This is a genomic window from Streptomyces coelicoflavus, from assembly GCF_003112555.1.
GTDB lineage: Bacteria > Actinomycetota > Actinomycetes > Streptomycetales > Streptomycetaceae > Streptomyces > Streptomyces coelicoflavus.
The window spans coordinates 411,635-427,236 of sequence record NZ_BEWB01000007.1; the positions used below are offsets into that span (position 1 = coordinate 411,635).

General features: G+C 72.4%; 14 protein-coding genes. 5 read left to right on the forward strand and 9 right to left on the reverse strand.

Annotated features, from left to right (window positions below):
- Nucleotides 1–11: 11 nt before the first annotated feature.
- Nucleotides 12–1,034 (reverse strand): SMP-30/gluconolactonase/LRE family protein, encoded by a 1,023-nt coding sequence (locus Sco07f_RS19455; protein ID WP_167468144.1) that lies wholly within the window; start codon nt 1,032–1,034, stop codon nt 12–14.
- A 171-nt stretch (nt 1,035–1,205) separates the two neighbouring features.
- On the opposite strand from Sco07f_RS19455, the gene Sco07f_RS19460 reads away from it, so the two are divergent.
- The gene (locus tag Sco07f_RS19460; RefSeq protein ID WP_108988586.1) at nt 1,206–3,014 is read left to right on the forward strand and encodes a flavin-containing monooxygenase; all 1,809 of its coding nucleotides are present in this window, start codon (nt 1,206–1,208) and stop codon (nt 3,012–3,014) included.
- Nucleotides 3,015–3,054: 40 nt separating this feature from the next.
- Here Sco07f_RS19460 and Sco07f_RS19465 read toward each other — a convergent pair whose 3' ends face one another.
- Entirely contained in the window at nt 3,055–3,816 is a 762-nt protein-coding gene (locus Sco07f_RS19465) for an SDR family NAD(P)-dependent oxidoreductase (protein WP_054101041.1), read from the reverse strand.
- Nucleotides 3,817–3,956: 140 nt separating this feature from the next.
- Here Sco07f_RS19465 and Sco07f_RS19470 point away from each other — a divergent pair, with 140 nt between their 5' ends.
- Nucleotides 3,957–4,583, forward strand: coding sequence for a TetR/AcrR family transcriptional regulator (locus Sco07f_RS19470; protein ID WP_054101040.1), 627 nt, complete (start codon nt 3,957–3,959; stop codon nt 4,581–4,583).
- An 82-nt stretch (nt 4,584–4,665) separates the two neighbouring features.
- On the opposite strand, the gene Sco07f_RS19475 is transcribed toward Sco07f_RS19470, so the two are convergent.
- Together Sco07f_RS19475 and Sco07f_RS19480 are read right to left on the reverse strand one after the other, a co-directional pair.
- Nucleotides 4,666–5,304: an HD domain-containing protein gene (locus Sco07f_RS19475; protein WP_087788272.1), complete on the reverse strand. Its 639-nt coding sequence runs from the start codon at nt 5,302–5,304 to the stop codon at nt 4,666–4,668.
- 100 nt (nt 5,305–5,404) lie between these two features.
- Nucleotides 5,405–6,373 carry a GlxA family transcriptional regulator gene (locus tag Sco07f_RS19480; protein ID WP_087788271.1) on the reverse strand — a complete coding sequence of 323 codons (969 nt, stop codon included), beginning with the start codon at nt 6,371–6,373 and terminating at the stop codon, nt 5,405–5,407.
- A gap of 149 nt (nt 6,374–6,522) precedes the next feature.
- On the opposite strand from Sco07f_RS19480, the gene Sco07f_RS19485 reads away from it, so the two are divergent.
- Nucleotides 6,523–7,353 carry an alpha/beta fold hydrolase gene (locus tag Sco07f_RS19485; protein ID WP_087788270.1) on the forward strand — a complete coding sequence of 277 codons (831 nt, stop codon included), beginning with the start codon at nt 6,523–6,525 and terminating at the stop codon, nt 7,351–7,353.
- 11 nt (nt 7,354–7,364) lie between these two features.
- On the opposite strand, the gene Sco07f_RS19490 is transcribed toward Sco07f_RS19485, so the two are convergent.
- The gene (locus Sco07f_RS19490; RefSeq protein WP_087788269.1) at nt 7,365–7,976 is read right to left on the reverse strand and encodes a CGNR zinc finger domain-containing protein; all 612 of its coding nucleotides are present in this window, start codon (nt 7,974–7,976) and stop codon (nt 7,365–7,367) included.
- Between the two features lie 50 nt (nt 7,977–8,026).
- On the opposite strand from Sco07f_RS19490, the gene Sco07f_RS19495 reads away from it, so the two are divergent.
- Complete coding sequence (locus tag Sco07f_RS19495) at nt 8,027–8,956, forward strand: ketopantoate reductase family protein (RefSeq protein WP_087788268.1); 930 nt, start codon at nt 8,027–8,029, stop codon at nt 8,954–8,956.
- A gap of 13 nt (nt 8,957–8,969) precedes the next feature.
- On the opposite strand, the gene Sco07f_RS19500 is transcribed toward Sco07f_RS19495, so the two are convergent.
- Complete coding sequence (locus tag Sco07f_RS19500; RefSeq protein WP_054101034.1) at nt 8,970–9,839, reverse strand: alpha/beta fold hydrolase; 870 nt, start codon at nt 9,837–9,839, stop codon at nt 8,970–8,972.
- 140 nt (nt 9,840–9,979) lie between these two features.
- Between Sco07f_RS19500 and Sco07f_RS19505 the strand changes: the two genes are divergently transcribed.
- Nucleotides 9,980–10,489 carry a CGNR zinc finger domain-containing protein gene (locus tag Sco07f_RS19505; RefSeq protein WP_007389654.1) on the forward strand — a complete coding sequence of 170 codons (510 nt, stop codon included), beginning with the start codon at nt 9,980–9,982 and terminating at the stop codon, nt 10,487–10,489.
- Nucleotides 10,490–10,504: 15 nt separating this feature from the next.
- On the opposite strand, the gene Sco07f_RS19510 is transcribed toward Sco07f_RS19505, so the two are convergent.
- From Sco07f_RS19510 to Sco07f_RS19520, 3 genes are read right to left on the reverse strand one after another with little or no spacing between them, the layout of a single operon-like run.
- The gene (locus Sco07f_RS19510; RefSeq protein ID WP_167468146.1) at nt 10,505–11,323 is read right to left on the reverse strand and encodes a siderophore-interacting protein; all 819 of its coding nucleotides are present in this window, start codon (nt 11,321–11,323) and stop codon (nt 10,505–10,507) included.
- Between the two features lie 15 nt (nt 11,324–11,338).
- Complete coding sequence (locus Sco07f_RS19515; RefSeq protein ID WP_087788267.1) at nt 11,339–13,627, reverse strand: glycoside hydrolase family 3 N-terminal domain-containing protein; 2,289 nt, start codon at nt 13,625–13,627, stop codon at nt 11,339–11,341.
- The gene (locus Sco07f_RS19520) at nt 13,624–15,558 is read right to left on the reverse strand and encodes a cellulase family glycosylhydrolase (RefSeq protein ID WP_108988587.1); all 1,935 of its coding nucleotides are present in this window, start codon (nt 15,556–15,558) and stop codon (nt 13,624–13,626) included. The genes Sco07f_RS19515 and Sco07f_RS19520 overlap by 4 nt, the downstream gene beginning before the upstream one ends.
- Nucleotides 15,559–15,602: the final 44 nt, after the last annotated feature.

The window sequence follows — 15,602 nt, forward strand, 5'->3', positions numbered from 1 at the left end:
CGCGGCGGGTGTCAGCCGCCGTTGGACTGGCGGATACCCTCCGCCAGTGCCTCGAAGGCGAACAGGTAGCCTCCTCCGGGTCCGCTCACCGTCATGTACGCCCTGGTCCCGCCGGGCGTGATGGCCACGTTGGTCGCCGACTCGAGTCCTCGGGCGGCGCGGGCCGGCACCTCCACGGTCGCCAGGCGCTCGCCGTACTTGTCGTACACCGCCATGGCGGGGCGGCCGTGCAGCCCCTGGTACAGGTTGCCGTCCGCGTCCACGGCGATCGAGTCCGTCCGGGCGACACCGCCGTCGACCCGGACGGCGGTGTGCCGGGAGGCCGCTTCGCCCCCGCCGTCGAGGAGCAGGTACGAGATGCGGTTCCGGGTCAGCTCGCTGAACCACAGCCCGCGGTAGTCCGCGTCGAAGGAGATGCCGTTCGGCGACGCCAGCCCGTCCGCCAGGACGGTGGCCTTCTTCCCCGCACGGTCGATCCGCACCACGCGACCCCTCGACTCGCCCTCGGACATGCCGCGTGAGTCGCTGAGATACAGGTTGCCCTCCCGGTCGAAGGCGAGGTCGTCGGGGTTCATCCGGGATCCGTCGACCTCGCCGGAGAAGAAGGTCCGCGGATCGCCTCCGTCCGGGGCCAGGCTCACGATGTCGCCGTGGGAGAAGTCGGTCAGGTAGATCCGTCCGTCGTACGGGCTGAACTGGGCCGAGGTGTAGGTGCCCCGAGCGTCGGTGTGGAGCTGCTCCGACGTCTTCTTCCGGACATTCACGCGCAGTACCTTCGCCTCCCCGGCCGGGGCGGTGACGTCGACGACGAGCAGCCGGCCGTCCTCGTCGAAGACCGGGCCCTCCAGCAGGGTCATGCCCGTCTCCTCGTGCACCTGCGTCAGCCGCATGACCTGCCGCGCGCGGATGGTCCGGTCGTCACCGGAACCGCCGGGTCCCACCGGCGCGCCGGCCGTCTGCGTACCGCACCCGGAAAGGGCCAGCACGCCGATCGTGACGGCCGCGGCCAGGGACCGGATCGGGATTCCTCGCATGTGCATCACTCTTCCTGTCCGAAAGTATGCGGAAGCAACTCAGAGGCAACCGGACAGCGTTGTCCGGTTGTTGTTACCGTAGTGCACGGCTGCTCAAGCCCCGTGATTTCTCGCCCTGTTCATGGAAGGGCGACTCCCCGGCAGTGAAGCGGAAGGAACGAGGCCCCCCACATGGCACATGCACAGGAGTTGTCCCCCGAGGAGATCGCCGGGCTCAGGGCGCGTTACCGGGCCGAGCGGGAGCGCCGCGTGCGCCCCGACGGGACCCGGCAGTACCACGGCGCCGACGCCGAGTTCGGCTACTACGCGGCCGATCCGTACGCGCCGCGGACCACCGGGCGGGAGCCGGTGCGGGACCGGGTCGACGTCGCGGTCGTCGGCGGCGGGTTCGGCGGCATCCTCGCGGGGGCGCGGCTGCGCGAGCGGGGCATCGAGCGCGTCCGTGTGGTCGAGAAGGGGGGTGACTTCGGGGGGACCTGGTACTGGAACCGGTATCCGGGCATCCACTGCGACATCGAGTCGCACGTCTACCTGCCGCTGCTCGACGAGACCGGGTACGTGCCGGAGTGGAAGTACGCGCCCGGCGAGGAGATCCGCCGGCACGCGGTGCGCATCGCCGAGAAGTTCGGCCTCCGCGCGGACTCCCTGTTCTCCACCGAGGTCACCTCGCTGACGTGGGACGACACCGGCGAGACCTGGATCGTCACGACCGATCGGGGCGACCGGTTCCGGGCCACCCACGTCGTCACGGCCACCGGGACGCTCACCGAGCTCAAGCTCCCCGGCATCCCGGGCATCGAGACGTTCCGGGGCCACACCTTCCACACCTCGCGCTGGGACTACGGCTACACGGGCGGCACCCCGGACGGCGGGCTGACCGGGCTGGCGGACAAGCGCGTCGGTGTCGTGGGCACGGGCGCCACCGGGGTCCAGGTCGTCCCGAAGCTGGCCGAGGACGCGGGCCACCTCTACGTCTTCCAGCGCACCCCCTCCAGCGTGGACGTGCGCGCGAACCGCCGTACCTCCGCCCAGGACGTCGGCGCCGACCGCACGGGCTGGGCGCGTGAGCGCCGCGACAACTTCCTGCGCATCGTCTCCGGGGAGAGTGCCGAAGACGACCTCGTCGCCGACCGGTGGACGTCGTCGGCGGGGCTCCTCGAGAAGCTTCTGCCGAGCTTCCGCCGTCCGGCCGGCAGTGCCGGCTTCGAAGCGGCCTACGAGGTGGCGGACGCCGCCAAGATGAACGAGATCCGCGCCCGCGTCGAACGGGTCGTCACCGATCCGACGACGGCGGAGCGGCTCAAGCCCTGGTACCGGTACGCCTGCAAGCGCCCCACGTTCTCCGACACGTACCTCCAGGCGTTCAACCGCGACAACGTCACCCTGGTCGACACCGCGGACACCCACGGGATCGAGCGCGTGACCGAGCGCGGTGTCGTGGTGGGCGGTACCGAGTACGCGCTCGACTGCCTGGTCTTCGCCACCGGGTTCTCCGTCGGAGTCTCCGGCGTCCACTCCGGCCGGCTGCCCGTCCACGGCCGGGACGGCGTGCCCCTGTCGCGGGTGAGGGCGGAGCGGGGCCCGCGGTCCCTGCACGGATTCACCAGCAACGGCTTCCCGAACCTGATCCAGTTGGGCGCCTCGCAGAGCGCCGCCAGCGTCAACTTCACGCACGTGCTGGACGAGCACGCCGTTCACGCCGCCGCCCTCGTCGCGGCCGCCGAAGCCGCCAGCGCCCTCGTCGAACCGTCCCCGGACGCGGAGGACGCCTGGGTCGCCGCCCTCGGCGAAGGCGCCCCCGACCACGCCTGGTTCCACGCCGAGTGCACCCCCGGCTACTACAACGGCGAGGGACGCGGCCGGCCGAACGGCCCCACCGCCTACCCCCACGGCGCCTTCGCGTTCCACAACCTCTTGAGGAGGTGGCGCGAGGAGTCCATGGACGAGGTCCTGCGGCCCAGGGCGACCGCACGGGCGTAGGTGCCCGCCGCGGGACGCGCCCCGGGCGGCCGGCGCCGGTTCAGACCGCGGACCAGCCGTCGTCGACGGGCAGAATCGCACCGTTGATGTTGCTCGCGGCGTCCGAGGCGAGGAAGAGGATCGCCGCGGCCTGTTCCTCCGGCCGGGACACCCGGCCCAGGTTGGCGAAGTGCGGCCCGAGGGCCGCCGGACCGTGCGCCGTCCGGTCCGCGTCCACCACGATGGCGGTCGCGGTGCCGCCCGGGCAGACGGCGTTGGAACGAATGCCGTTCTTGCGGTACATCACCGCCAGCGACTTCGTCAGTCCCACCACGCCGTGCTTGGACGCCGTGTAGGCGGCCCCCGCCGCACTGCCGCGCAGGGCTGCCTCGGAGGCGGTGTTCACGATGACCCCGCGCCCCGCGGTCAGCATGTGCGGCAGTACGGCGCGGGCGAGGAGGAAGGGCGCGGTGAGATTGACCCTGAGGACCCGCTCCCACTCGGCGTCGCTGACATCGGCCAGTGCCGACATGCTGTCCATGATCCCGGCATTGTTCACTAGGACGTCCACCCCGCCGAACCGCTCCGCCGCCGTCGCGGTCACCAGGTCCACCACGGACTGTTCGCCGAGGTCGCCCGTGACGGCCACCGCGGTGCCGCCGGCCCGTTCTATCTCCTGGACGACGGTCCCGGCCCCCGCGACGTCGAGGTCCGCGACCAGGACCCGGTCGCCCTGAGCGGCGAACGCGAGCGCGGCAGCGCGTCCGATGCCCGATCCCGCTCCGGTGACGATCACACTGCGCCCGCGCAGATCCTCGGTCATCCCCTGCTCCGTTCCCTCGAGTACCGGTGCGGAGGACTGCCGCCGCACCGTGCTGCGATCCAGGACTTTGTGTCTCTGAGTGACATAAAGTCGTGGTGCAGAATATCCGGGACAGGGTTCGCCGCCGCCGGAGGGGCCAGATGACCGCAGTCCGCGGGCGGACGGGACGACCGCCGCTGACCGACGAACGCAAGGCCGCCGTCCGGCTGGAGATCGCTCGCGCCGCGGTGGACCTGTTCGTCGCCCAGGGCGTCGCCGCGACCACGGGGGAGCAGATCGGCCGGGCGGTCGGCGTCTCGGCGAGGACGGTCTGGCGCTACTTCCCGACCAAGGAGAGCTGCGTACGGCCGCTGTTCTCGACCGGTATCGACGCCGTCGCCGCCGCGCTCCGCCAGTGGCGCCCCGGCCGGCCCCTCCAGGAGGCCTTCGACGACGTGTGGATCGCCGACGAGGAGCCGGCCGGACCGGACGTGGGCGCCTTGCTGCGGCTGACCCGCACCGAACCGGGCCTGCGCGCGGTCTGGCTGCAGGCCCACGACGAGGCGGAGCCCGCCTTCGCCCGTGCTCTGGCCGAGCGCGCCGGCCTGCCCGACGACGACGTACGGCCGGCCGTCTGGGCCGCCATGCTCAACGCCGCCCTGCGTGCGGCCGTGGAGCAGCACGCCCACCGCCCGGTCGAGCCGGGTTCCGGCCCGGCGGCCCCGCGGGCCGGCCTCGCGGCCGCACTGCGGACCGCCGCGGGTCTCGTCGCGGCCGGACTCACCTGACCCGGGCGCCGGCCGCAGCCCCGCGGCACGCCGGCGCGGGCCGGGCGGCGCGTGGTCCGTGGCCGGCCCGCCGGGGGCGGGGTCACTCGGGCCAGGCGGAGTTCTGGATCACCTCGACGAAGTCCGTCCGCCGGAAACCGGGCACGAAGTGTGCGAGGACGTCCGCGTTCACCGTGCCGAAGGTGGTGTCCGGACGGTGCCTGAAGCCGTCCGTGAACGCCCGGAGGATCTCCTTCTTGAAGTCCGGACGCGGGTGCGCGGCCGTGACCGCGTCGATCTGTGCCCGGGTCAGGGCCGTGAGGTGGAGTCCGAGCACGTCCGTCTCGACGCCGGCGGTGGTCGCCGCGATCTCCGGCGCCAGCTTGTACGGGATTTCCGGGGTGGTGTGCAGTGCCACGGCCGTCCACACGGTGTCCGCGGCGGCCTCGGACGCGCCGTGGGCCAGCACGAACGCCCGTGCCTGGTCCGCGCCGTCCATCTCGAATCGCTGGTCCTCACCGCGGTAGGGCGGCACCAGTCCGGTGTCGTGGAAGAGCGCGGCGACGTACAGGAGTTCCGGGTCCGGCCGAAGGCCCCGGGCGGCGGCCTGGAGGCTGCCGAAGAGGTAGACGCGGCGTGAGTGGTGGAAGATCAGCGGCGGTGTGGTGTCGCGGACGAGTTCCGTCGCCTCGCGCGCGAGCGCGCTGTCGGGGATGCCGATGCCGGCGATGGTCTCTGTCATGGCGGTTCTCCCGGGGTGGTGCCTGCGGTGTCGGTCCCACCTTGCGCCGGACCGCCGGGCCGCGTCCGCTGCCGGATGGCCAGGAACCCCTCGGAACCGGTCATGAGTCCCGCGTGGTGGTGGCGAAGCGGTGCTGGTAGCGGATGGGGGACAGCCCCAGGCGGCGGGTGAAGGCCCGCCGCAGGCTCTCGTAGCTGGGAAAGCCCGACAGGGCGGCGGCCTCGGTGGCGTTGTGCCCGGCGTCGAGCAGGGCCTTGGCCATGTCGAAACGGATCAGCTCCACGTACTTCATCGGCGTCGTGTCCAGTTCGTCCCGGAACATGCGTGTCAGATGCCGCGGACTGACCCGCACCCGTGCGGCGAGGGCCGCCAGCCCGTGGTCCGCCGTCGGATCGCCCTGCACCGCCTCCTGGACCATACGCAGCACCGGGGTCCGGGGAGGCGGGCCCTGGAGCGAGGCGGAGAACTGCGACTGGCCGCCGGCCCGCTGCATGTACACCACCAGCGAGCGGGCGACCTGCCGGGCCAGGCCGGGGCCGTGGTCCTCCTCCAGCAGGGAGAGCGCGAGGTCGATGCCCGCGGTCACGCCGGCGGACGTGTAGGTGCTGCCGTCCTTCACGAACAGCGCGTCGGCCTCGACCCGTGTCGTGGGGCAGCGGCGGGCCAGCGCGGCGGTGTGCTGCCAGTGCGTCGTCGCGCGCCTGCCGTCCAGGAGGCCCGCCGCACCCAGGACGAAGGCGCCGGTGCACACCGACGCGACGCGCCCCGCACGCTCCGCCATGATCCTCGCGGCCGCGCGGAGGTCCGGAGCCACCGGGCCCTGCGGCAGAGCGTCGCCGCCGACCACGACGACCGTGTCGTAGGCCGTGGCGGTACGCGCGTCGGTGTCCGCCGGCACGCGCATGCCGATCGACGAGCGCACCGGCGACCCGCTCACCGAGACGATGCTCAGCCGGTAGTCGGCACCGAACCGGTTGGCCTCGCTGAAGACCTCCGCCGGTCCGGACAGGTCGAGCAGCTTCATCCCGTCGAAGACGAGCACGCCCACGCGGTGCGTTCCCGCTGTCATCGCTTCCTCCGCCGTCCGGTCCCACCGGGTCGTCGCTCGAGTGTCGGCCGGGTCATGGTAATTCAGTCATACGGGCGAAAAGTGAGGTATGTCGGTTCCCGGCGTAAGGTGGCTGGCGCGGGTCAGTCACCTACGCGGAAGGATCAGTCATGGGCACGGTCACCACCTCCGACGGCACGGACATCTTCTACAAGGACTGGGGTCCGCATGACGGCCGGCCGATCGTCTTCCATCACGGCTGGCCGCTCAGTGCCGACGACTGGGACAACCAGATGCTGTTCTTCCTCTCCCACGGCTACCGCGTCATCGCCCACGACCGTCGCGGCCACGGACGCTCGGGCCAGCCGTCCGGCGGTCACGACATGGACACCTACGCGGCCGACGTCGCGGCGCTGACCGACGCGCTCGACCTGCGGGACGCGGTGCACATCGGGCACTCCACCGGCGGTGGCGAGGTCGCGCGCTATGTGGCGCGCGCCGAGCCGGGCCGGGTCGCCAAGGCCGTACTCGTCAGCGCCGTCCCGCCGGTGATGGTGAAGTCCGAGACCAATCCCGGCGGTCTGCCGATGGAGGTCTTCGACGAGTTCCGCGCGGCGCTGGCCGCCAATCGCGCGCAGTTCTACATCGACGTGCCGTCCGGCCCCTTCTACGGCTTCAACCGGGAGGGCGCGACGGTTTCCCAGGGGCTGATCGACCGCTGGTGGCTCCAGGGGATGACGGGCGCGGCCAACGCCCACTACGAGTGCATCGCGGCGTTCTCCGAGACCGACTTCACCGACGACCTCAAGCGGATCGACGTGCCCGTCCTCGTCGCGCACGGCACGGACGACCAGGTCGTGCCCTACGAGGGCGCCGCACCGCGGTCGGTGGAACTCCTGCCGAACGGCACCCTGAAGTCGTACGAAGGACTTCCGCACGGCATGCTCTCGACCCATCCGGAAGTCCTCAACCCCGATCTCCTGGCCTTCGTGAAGTCGTAGTCCGGGCGACCTCAGGGGGCCGATTCCCGCAGACGGCGACCCGCCGCCTTGGCCTGGTTGCCGCAGCGGCGCATGGAGCACCACTTGCGCGGCCGGCCGCCGCCGGAGTCGAGGCAGAGCATCCGGCACGTCTCGGAGGCGCAGGCGGTCAGCCGGGACCGGCGCGCGTCGTCGGTCACGAGATCGATGAGGTCCCGTGCCACCAGCGACAGCAGGGCCTCCTCGGACAGCCTCCGGCTCCCCTTCGCCACCCACCCGCCGTCGGCGGTGAACTCCAGCCGCGGGGACGGAGGTTCGGCCTCGGCCAGGGAGTTGACCAAGTCCACCGACCGCTGCCGCGGCCGGTGGCCGTCGACGGCACCGGAGGCGATGTCGTGAGCGGCGTCGCGCAGTGCGTGCAGCGACCGCAGGACGTCATGGGGGTCGTACCCGGGCTCCAGTGACACCCCCACCCCCCGGCACCAGGCTTCGAGGCGTTCGGCGTCGCCCATGCGCTCGACGGGCGCCTCGGGCCTGCGGCCCACGGTGGCCACCAGGTCCAGGCACAGGGTCCCGGCGTCGAAACGCAGCTCCCGCAGCCGGGCGGTGACTCTCCTGCGCGGCCCGTGCTGCTCGGTGTCCATGGTTTTATAGTAACCGTTCAGATGGTTACCTAGGGAGTGGGGGCGGAGCCATGCGTATCGCGGTGATCGGGGCGGGCGGCGTCGGGGGCTACTTCGGGGCCCGGTTGGCCGCGGCGGGCAACGAGGTCACCTTCGTGGCCCGCGGCGGGCACCTCGAGGCCATGCGCCGGTCCGGACTGGTCGTCCACAGTCCCCTGGGCGAGCTGCGCACCCCGCCCGAATCCGTCGTGGGGAGCATCTCGGAGCTGGGCCCCACCGACCTGGTCCTGGTCGCCGTCAAACTGTGGGACACCGAGGCGGTGGCCGACCAACTGCGGTCCTCGGCGGCGCGCAACGCCCCGGTGCTGTCGCTGCAGAACGGCGTGCACAAGGACGCCGTCCTGCGCGACCGGCTGACCGAGGAGCAGGTTCTGGGCGGCGTCTGCTTCATCTCCGCCTTCATCGAGGAACCCGGAGTGGTCAGGCACAACAGCCCTTTGCAGAAGGTCGTGCTCGGCTCCTACGGGCCCGGTCCGACGGAGACCGGCCGCGCCGTGCTGGCCGCGTTCCGCGACGCCGGGATCGACGCGGAGGCCAGTGACGACATCGAGAGGGCGATCTGGGAGAAGTTCGTGTTCCTCGTGGGTCTGTCGGCGACCACGGCGACGGTCCGTCAGTCGATCGGCGTCGTCCGCGCCCACGAGCGGAGCCGAGCGCTCCTGTACGACGTCATGGCCGAGGCCGTGGCCGTGGCGCGGGCGTCGGGAGTGCGGCTGGACGGCGACTTCGCCCGGGACCGGCTCGACTTCTGCGACACGCTCCCCGCGGCCATGACCTCTTCCATGCACAACGACCTGGACAAGGGCAACCGACTCGAACTGCCCTGGCTCAGCGGGGGAGTGGTGGAACTCGCCGGCCGGCTGGACGTTCCCGTACCGCGCAACCGGACGGTGGCCGACATCCTCGCGCCGCACGTGCTCGGCCGGCCGGCCGGATCGTGACCGCCGAGGTGCCCTACTTCCCGACCCGGGCGAGGAAGTCCCGCATGTGACCGGTGATCTCCTCCAGGTGGGTCTCCAGGGCGAAGTGCCCGGTGTCCAGGAGGTGGATCTCGGCGTCCGGCAGGTCGCGCCGGAACGCGTGGGCGCCCTCGGGGCCGAAGATCTCGTCGTTGGCGCCCCACACGGCCAGCAGCGGAACCTGCGTGTCGCGGAAGTACTGGTGGAGCCGGGGGTAGAGGTCGACGTTGCTCGGGTAGTCGCGGAACAGCGTGAGCTGGACGGCGTCGTTGCCGGGCCGGTCCAGCAGGGCCTGGTCGAGGGCCCAGGTGTCGGGGCTGACCAGGCTCCGGTCGCGGACCCCGTTCAGGTACTGCCAGCGGATCATCTCCGGGGACAGCGCCGCCCGGGCGGGAGCCTCGGTCTCGGGGGTCGGGTCGTCGGTGTAGGTGAAGAGCCCGTCCCAGAACTCCTTGACGAAGCCGTCGGTGTAGCCGTTGCCGTTCTGCGTGACGATCGCGGTGACGCGGTGCGGGGTCCGGGTGGCGATCCGCCAGGCCACGGGCGCGCCGTAGTCCTGTACGTACACCGCGAAGCGCTCCGCGCCGAGCTGGTCCAGGAGGCCGACGGTCACGTCGGTGAGGGAGTCGAAACCGTAGTCGAACGCGTCGGTCGTGGGCATCGCCGAGTGCCCGAAACCGATCATGTCGGGTGCGATCACGTGGTACGTGTCCGCGAGCCCCGGGATCAGGCCGCGGAACATGTGGCTGCTCGTCGGGAATCCGTGCAGCAGCACGACGGTCGGCGCCTGCGGGTCACCGGCCTCCCGGTAGAAGACGTCCAGGCCGTCGACGGTGGCGGTCCTGTGGTGCACGGCGACGTTCATGGCAAACCCCTTCAATCGCGTTTAGTGGTTAGGTTGAGTCCAGCACTCCATGGTTAACCTGTCAAGTGAGGTTTAGGGGTTAGGTGAGGTGATACTGTTGTAACCTGCCAATGTCAGCGAAACGGTTAGGGGTGGGAGTGGTGACCGACAGGGCCGCGGAAGACGTCCTCCTGGAGCTGCTCAACACGACTCCCGTCGTGCAGGGCTCGGTGAGCGATGCCCTGGGCACGCCCGGCCGGGGCCGTGCATGGGCCCGCGGCCACGGAGGCGGCGGGTCGGACGCGGAGGTCGCCCTGCTGGTCGCCGTGCGCGACGCACTCCAGGAGGTCGTCCGGGGGCGCCGGGACCCCGCGTGCCTGGGCGAGTTCCTCCAGGGCGTCAGCAGGGTGCCGGTCATCGAGGGCGGTGGGCTGCGATGGGTGCTCGAGGTGCCCGAGGCGCACCGCCTGGCCGTCGAACTGGTGCTGACCTGGGCGCACGTCGAGGAGACCAGGCCCGGACGGCTCAAGCCGTGCGGCAACCCGGAGTGCCGGCGCTTCCTGCTGGACCGGAGCAAGCCCAACAGCGCCCGGTGGTGCTCCATGGCCGAGTGCGGGAACCGCATGAAGGCCCGGCGGCACTACCAGCGGGTCAAGGGCGCCCAGGCGTAAGGGGGCCGCCCGGCGTCAGGCCGCCGCCATCGCCTCGTGCTTCCAGAACCCCGAGAAGGTGATGCGCTCCTTCGGCAGGCCCAGGCGGTGCAGGTGCCTGCGTCCCTCGGTGGCCAGGGTCGACTCGCCCACGACGAAGGCGTACCCCGACGCGTCGGCGCGGGTCAGCCGGCGCAGCTCGTGCAGCGCGGCGGCGCCGGGGACCGAGGCGCCGTCCCGCCGGACGACCCAGGAGACGGTCACGCCGGCCGGGGCGTCCAGCTCGCGGCGGTCGCCGTCGGTGGGGATCTCCTGGATGAGCCGCCCCACGGTGCCCTCGGGCAGTGAGCGCATGATGCTCGCCGTGGCGGGCAGTCCGGTCTCGTCGGCCACCACCGTGACCTCGGAGGCGTCGTGCGGGCAGTCGAAGAGGACGCCCTGGTCGAGCAGGGCGAGGGTGTCCCCGGGGCCGGCGGCGCAGGCCCAGATCGCGGCCCGGCCCTCGATCTCCCCGGTGGGGCCGCGGTGGACGACGAAGTCGATGTCGAGCTCGGCGCTCTCCCTGCGGTAGTCGGCCACGGAGTAGTTGGCGCAGTGCGGCCGCTCCTCCTCCGGGATCGCGAGATACGGCTGCCACCACTGGGAGCCGGAGAACTCCGGGAGACGCAGGGCGCGTTGGTGGGGGAGCGGGAAGAACAGCCGGAACCAGTGGTCGTAACCCAGCCACGGGAAGCCGCCCAGCCCCGGCCCGGTGACCGTGACACGCTGCATGGAGGGGGTAACCCGCTCGGTCCGCACGACGCGGGCGCGGAACATCTCCGGGTGCTGGGGCGTGAGCCGCCGAACCTTCGCCATGAAGGGAAGGCTAGCCTAAGTTGCGTTCGATTCCGAGTCGGTGATCTCCAGTCGGACGCCCCGAGTCCGGTCGGACGCCGGCCCCGTCTCCAGCTCGACCACCCCCGGCTCCACGGCGAGGCGGAGGTCGCGCCCCACCGACGCCAGCGTGTCCGCGCCCACCTCGAAGACCGCCTCGGCCTCGGCGCCGGGCGCGATGCTCAGCCGGGCGAAACCGCGCAGCTCGCGCACGCGCGGCCAGGAACTGCCCCCGGACAGGCGGCGCACATAGAGCTGGACCGTCTCCTCGGCCTGCCGGGACCCCGTGTTGCGCACGGCGACCCGGCAGGTCAGACGCGGTGCGTCCGCGCCGACCCGGGAATGCGACAGCCGTGGCGCCCCGTACTCGACGCTCGCGTACGACAGACCGTGCCCGAAGGCGTGGCGCGGCCCGGCACTCTGGTCGACGTACCCCCGGTAGCGGTGGTCCTTGCCGTTGTAACAGACGGGCAGTTGGGCGGCCGACCGGGGCACCGAGACCGGCAGCCGGCCGCGCGGCTCGGCGTCCCCGAACAGCACCTCGGCCACGGCACGCCCGCCGCGCGGCCCCGGATACCAGGCGCTGAGCACCGCCGCCGCGGGCGTGTCCGTCCCGGGCAGGGCGTGGGGGCGCCCCTGGACCAGCACCACCACGACCGGGGTCCCGGTCGCCGACACCGCCGCCAGCAGGGCCCGCTGTCCGGGCGGCAGCGCCAGCTCCGCCAGGTCGACACCCTCGCCGCAGGTCATGCCGGACGGCGTTCCGGTACCGGTGACGGCCGCACCGTTCGCGTCGAAGACCGTGTCCGGGGAACGGGCGCTGGAGCCGCCCAGCACCAGCACGGCCACGTCCGAGCCGGCCGCCAGCGCCACGGCCGCCGGCACGTCCGACACGTCGTCACCCACCAGGCCGCACCCCCGGCCGTGCACCACCTCGGTCCCGGGCCGGACCGCCGCGCGGACGCCCTCCAGGACGGTGACGCCGGCGCCCGGCCGCTGCGGTGCCGTGTAGTCGCCGATCTGCTGCGCCAGGGAGTCCGCGTTCGGGCCGAGAACCGCGATCCGCCGCACCGCACGGGACAGGGGAAGCACCCCGCCCTCGTGGGAGAGCAGTGTCACCGAGGCGCGGGCGATGCGTTCGCCCAGCTCGGCGGGGTCCGGAAGGCCAACGGCCTTCGGTCCGGCCGGAGGCAGCGGCTCCTCGAACAGGCCCAGCCGGAACTTCAGCGTGAGGACCCGGGCCACCGCGGTGTCCAGCGCCGGCTCGGACACCAGACCGCGTTCCACCGCCTCGCCCAGCCGCGTGAAGGAGTCGTCCCACAGGCTCAGATCACACCCGGCGTCCAGGGCCAGCGCCCCGGCCGCCACCGGATCGCCGGTCAGCCGCACCAGCCGGTCCACCGCCGTGCCGTCCGCCATGACGACACCCTCGAAACCCCACTCCGCACGGAGCAGGTCGGTCAGCAGGTACCGGTTGGCGACGCAGGGCAGGCCGTCGAACTCGTTGTAGGCGGCCATCACCCCGGCAGCGCCCGCGGCCACCCCGGCGCGGGCCGCCGCCAGGTGCACCTCGTGCAGTTCACGCACGCCCAGTTCCGTCGCCGCGCTGTTGCGGCCGCCGATGGTGGCGCCCTGACCGGCGAAGTGCTTGAGGACCACGGCCACGCCCGCCCGCTGCGCGCCCTCGACCAGCGCCTCGGTCATCCGCGCGGCGAGGTAGGGATCCTCGGCGAAGCACTCCTCGCTGCGCCCCCAGCGCGGATCGCGCACCAGATCGAGGGCCGACACCAACGCGATGTGCGCCCCGCGCGCCCGCAGTTCGGCGGCCGCCCCGGCCACCGCGTCGGCGTACAGGTCCGGGTCCCAGGTGGCGCCGACCGCGAGGTTCACCGGGAGCACCGTCCCGTCCAGCGCCTGGTGGCCGTGCGGCATCTCCTCCACCAGCAGCGCGGGGATGCCGAGCCGGGTGCGGTCCACGAGGTACCGCTGCACGGCCGCCGCCGTCCGCGCCCCGTCCGTCGCGTCGAGACCGTCCGCGAAGCCGACACCGGACCAGGCGTCGGCCCGCTGCAACCCGTACAGCGCCCCCATGCCGTCGAAGGCGGCCACCTCCGAGCGGAAGGCTTCCGTGAGGCGGTGACCGTCCCCGGCGCGCTCGTAGGCGTCCCAGCCGTACATGCGCTGGTTGAGCTGACCGACCTTCTCCGCGAGGGTCATACGGCCCAGCAGGTCACGGACGCGGTCCGGCACCGGCGCGGCCGGATCGCGGTAGCGCGGGACGGTCATCGCAGCTCCAGCACCGCGACGCCGTACGCGTCGAGCGGCACGTCCTCGACCGGTGTGCCGTCGGCGAGGCCGTGCAGCTTGCCCTCGGTGGCGGGACGGACGACGAGCGGCTCGGGGCTCTGGCTGACCAGCCACACGAAACGGCGGCCGTCGGTGTGGTCGAGGACGTCCGCCGAGACGTGCGGATCGGCGACCGTGACGGGCCGCCGCACGCCCGCCACCTGGGCCAGCGCGGCGTAGAGACGGTGCGTGGCCTCGGGGTTGACGCGTGCCGTGCGGGCCGCCATGTGCTCCAGCGGATACGTGGCCAGCACCGTCCGGCCCGCCCCGGTGTCGTTCACGATCAGGGCCGGCCGTCCGTGGGCGTCCACCGCGACGACCCGGCCCGCGCGCGGTACGACCGGAAGGTAGGCCCGGCTGTCCTCGTTCCCGGCGACCGGGAAGCGCAGCACCTCCCCGGCGCGCAGGTCGCCGAGGTCCTCGGTGAACGTCATCTCCAGCACGGCGTCCCCGATCGGCTCGGCGACGCCGTAGGACAGCTGCGACTCGACGCCGAAGAGCCCGTCGAGGTCGTCGAACCAGGGGCCGCGCGTGGCCGGGTGCTCGCCGGAGCAGAACGACAGGTACACGGTGGCGCCCTCGGCGGCCCGGCGGGCCAGCTCCCTGCGGGTACGGGTGGTGAGCTGCCGGGTGGCGGGGAGCAGGTAGAGCGACGCCTCGCCCGGTAGCCCGTCCGCCTCGCGGGTGAGGGCCACCGGCAGGTCGGCGGCGCGCGCGGTGACGTAACCCTGGTGCAGGGACGTGAAGATGAGCGGCCGGTCGGCGGGGCGGCTGTAGGGGTAGCCCCGTTCGAGGAAGGCGGGGACGACCAGTGCGGCGTCGGCGTCCGAGCGGCCGCAGCGCGGGAAGTCCACCGCCTTCAGCACCCCGGCGAAGGCGGCCAGTTCCCGCAGCGGCTCCTTGGGCGCCCCGGTGGCGTCGGTGATGCCGAAGTGCATCTCGAAGGGGTGGTGGTCGTAGGGGGACTGGTCCCACAGGTCGTCGTAGTCGGTGTTGTTCCAGGCGAGCCAGCCGGTAGCGCCGCCCAGCAGCGAGTTGTGCAGGGTCTGCCGGTAGTACACGCCCGCGTTGGCGGCCGAGACGGTGTCCGTGGACAGCCCGAACTCCTCCAGCACGACGGGCTGTCCGGTCACCGAGGCCAGCTCGCACTCGAAGGCGGCCCGGTAGTGCTGGCGCGGCCGGTCGGTGTCCGAGCGGTACACGTGCGGTCCCACGAAGTCGACGTACTCGGCCGTCTCCCGCAGCGAGAAGCCGTTGTCGCGGCCGGTGACCTCGATGCCCCACGCGCCGTCGCCCAGCGACACCGGCTGCGTCGCGCCCGTCGCCCGCACCGCGTTGCACATGGCCTGGGCCCACGCGGTCACCACGTCCGAGGACGGCGGGTCGACCTGGTAGATGCGCCCGTACCCGGGCATCTCGTTGGTGATCAGCCAGCCCGTCACCGCCGGGTGGTCCTTGAAGCGCCGCGCCATGCGCGACACGAACCACGCCTGGCGGCCCACCATCCACACGTCCTCGTACAGGTCGCGGCCGCCGCGCCAGACGGGGTCCCAGTTCTCGCCGGACATGTGGCCGACGATGAACGTCGGTATGGTCCCCATGCCCGTCTCCACGTGGGCGTCGAGGAAGTCCTCGAACCGCGCGCACAGTTCGTCGTCGATCCGGTCGGGCTCCGGGTGGAAGTCCGGCCAGTAGAAGAAAGAACGGGTCGTGTTCAGGCCGTGGCCGGCGAGCACACGCAGTTCGTCACGGACGATCGCCGGGTCGTAGTTCCGCCACATCAGCGGGCCGCCGGTGCGGGACCAGAAGTTGGCGCCGAGCCAGGGCAGGACGTCGGGCTGGTGGGTGAGCTGGGCGCTGTGGCGTCGCATGGTCCTTCTCGGGTGGTGGGGGTGCGGATGGTGCGTGGCCGCGG

What these genes read in the sequence shown, in the direction of transcription:
- Sco07f_RS19455 (WP_167468144.1), bottom strand. Translation starts at nt 1,034, where the DNA reads ATGCGAGGAATCCCGATCCGGTCCCTGGCCGCGGCCGTCACGATCGGC.
- Sco07f_RS19460 (WP_108988586.1), top strand. Translation starts at nt 1,206, where the DNA reads ATGGCACATGCACAGGAGTTGTCCCCCGAGGAGATCGCCGGGCTCAGG.
- Sco07f_RS19465 (WP_054101041.1), bottom strand. Translation starts at nt 3,816, where the DNA reads ATGACCGAGGATCTGCGCGGGCGCAGTGTGATCGTCACCGGAGCGGGA.
- Sco07f_RS19470 (WP_054101040.1), top strand. Translation starts at nt 3,957, where the DNA reads ATGACCGCAGTCCGCGGGCGGACGGGACGACCGCCGCTGACCGACGAA.
- Sco07f_RS19475 (WP_087788272.1), bottom strand. Translation starts at nt 5,304, where the DNA reads ATGACAGAGACCATCGCCGGCATCGGCATCCCCGACAGCGCGCTCGCG.
- Sco07f_RS19480 (WP_087788271.1), bottom strand. Translation starts at nt 6,373, where the DNA reads ATGACAGCGGGAACGCACCGCGTGGGCGTGCTCGTCTTCGACGGGATG.
- Sco07f_RS19485 (WP_087788270.1), top strand. Translation starts at nt 6,523, where the DNA reads ATGGGCACGGTCACCACCTCCGACGGCACGGACATCTTCTACAAGGAC.
- Sco07f_RS19490 (WP_087788269.1), bottom strand. Translation starts at nt 7,976, where the DNA reads ATGGACACCGAGCAGCACGGGCCGCGCAGGAGAGTCACCGCCCGGCTG.
- Sco07f_RS19495 (WP_087788268.1), top strand. Translation starts at nt 8,027, where the DNA reads ATGCGTATCGCGGTGATCGGGGCGGGCGGCGTCGGGGGCTACTTCGGG.
- Sco07f_RS19500 (WP_054101034.1), bottom strand. Translation starts at nt 9,839, where the DNA reads ATGAACGTCGCCGTGCACCACAGGACCGCCACCGTCGACGGCCTGGAC.
- Sco07f_RS19510 (WP_167468146.1), bottom strand. Translation starts at nt 11,323, where the DNA reads ATGGCGAAGGTTCGGCGGCTCACGCCCCAGCACCCGGAGATGTTCCGC.
- Sco07f_RS19515 (WP_087788267.1), bottom strand. Translation starts at nt 13,627, where the DNA reads ATGACCGTCCCGCGCTACCGCGATCCGGCCGCGCCGGTGCCGGACCGC.
- Sco07f_RS19520 (WP_108988587.1), bottom strand. Translation starts at nt 15,558, where the DNA reads ATGCGACGCCACAGCGCCCAGCTCACCCACCAGCCCGACGTCCTGCCC.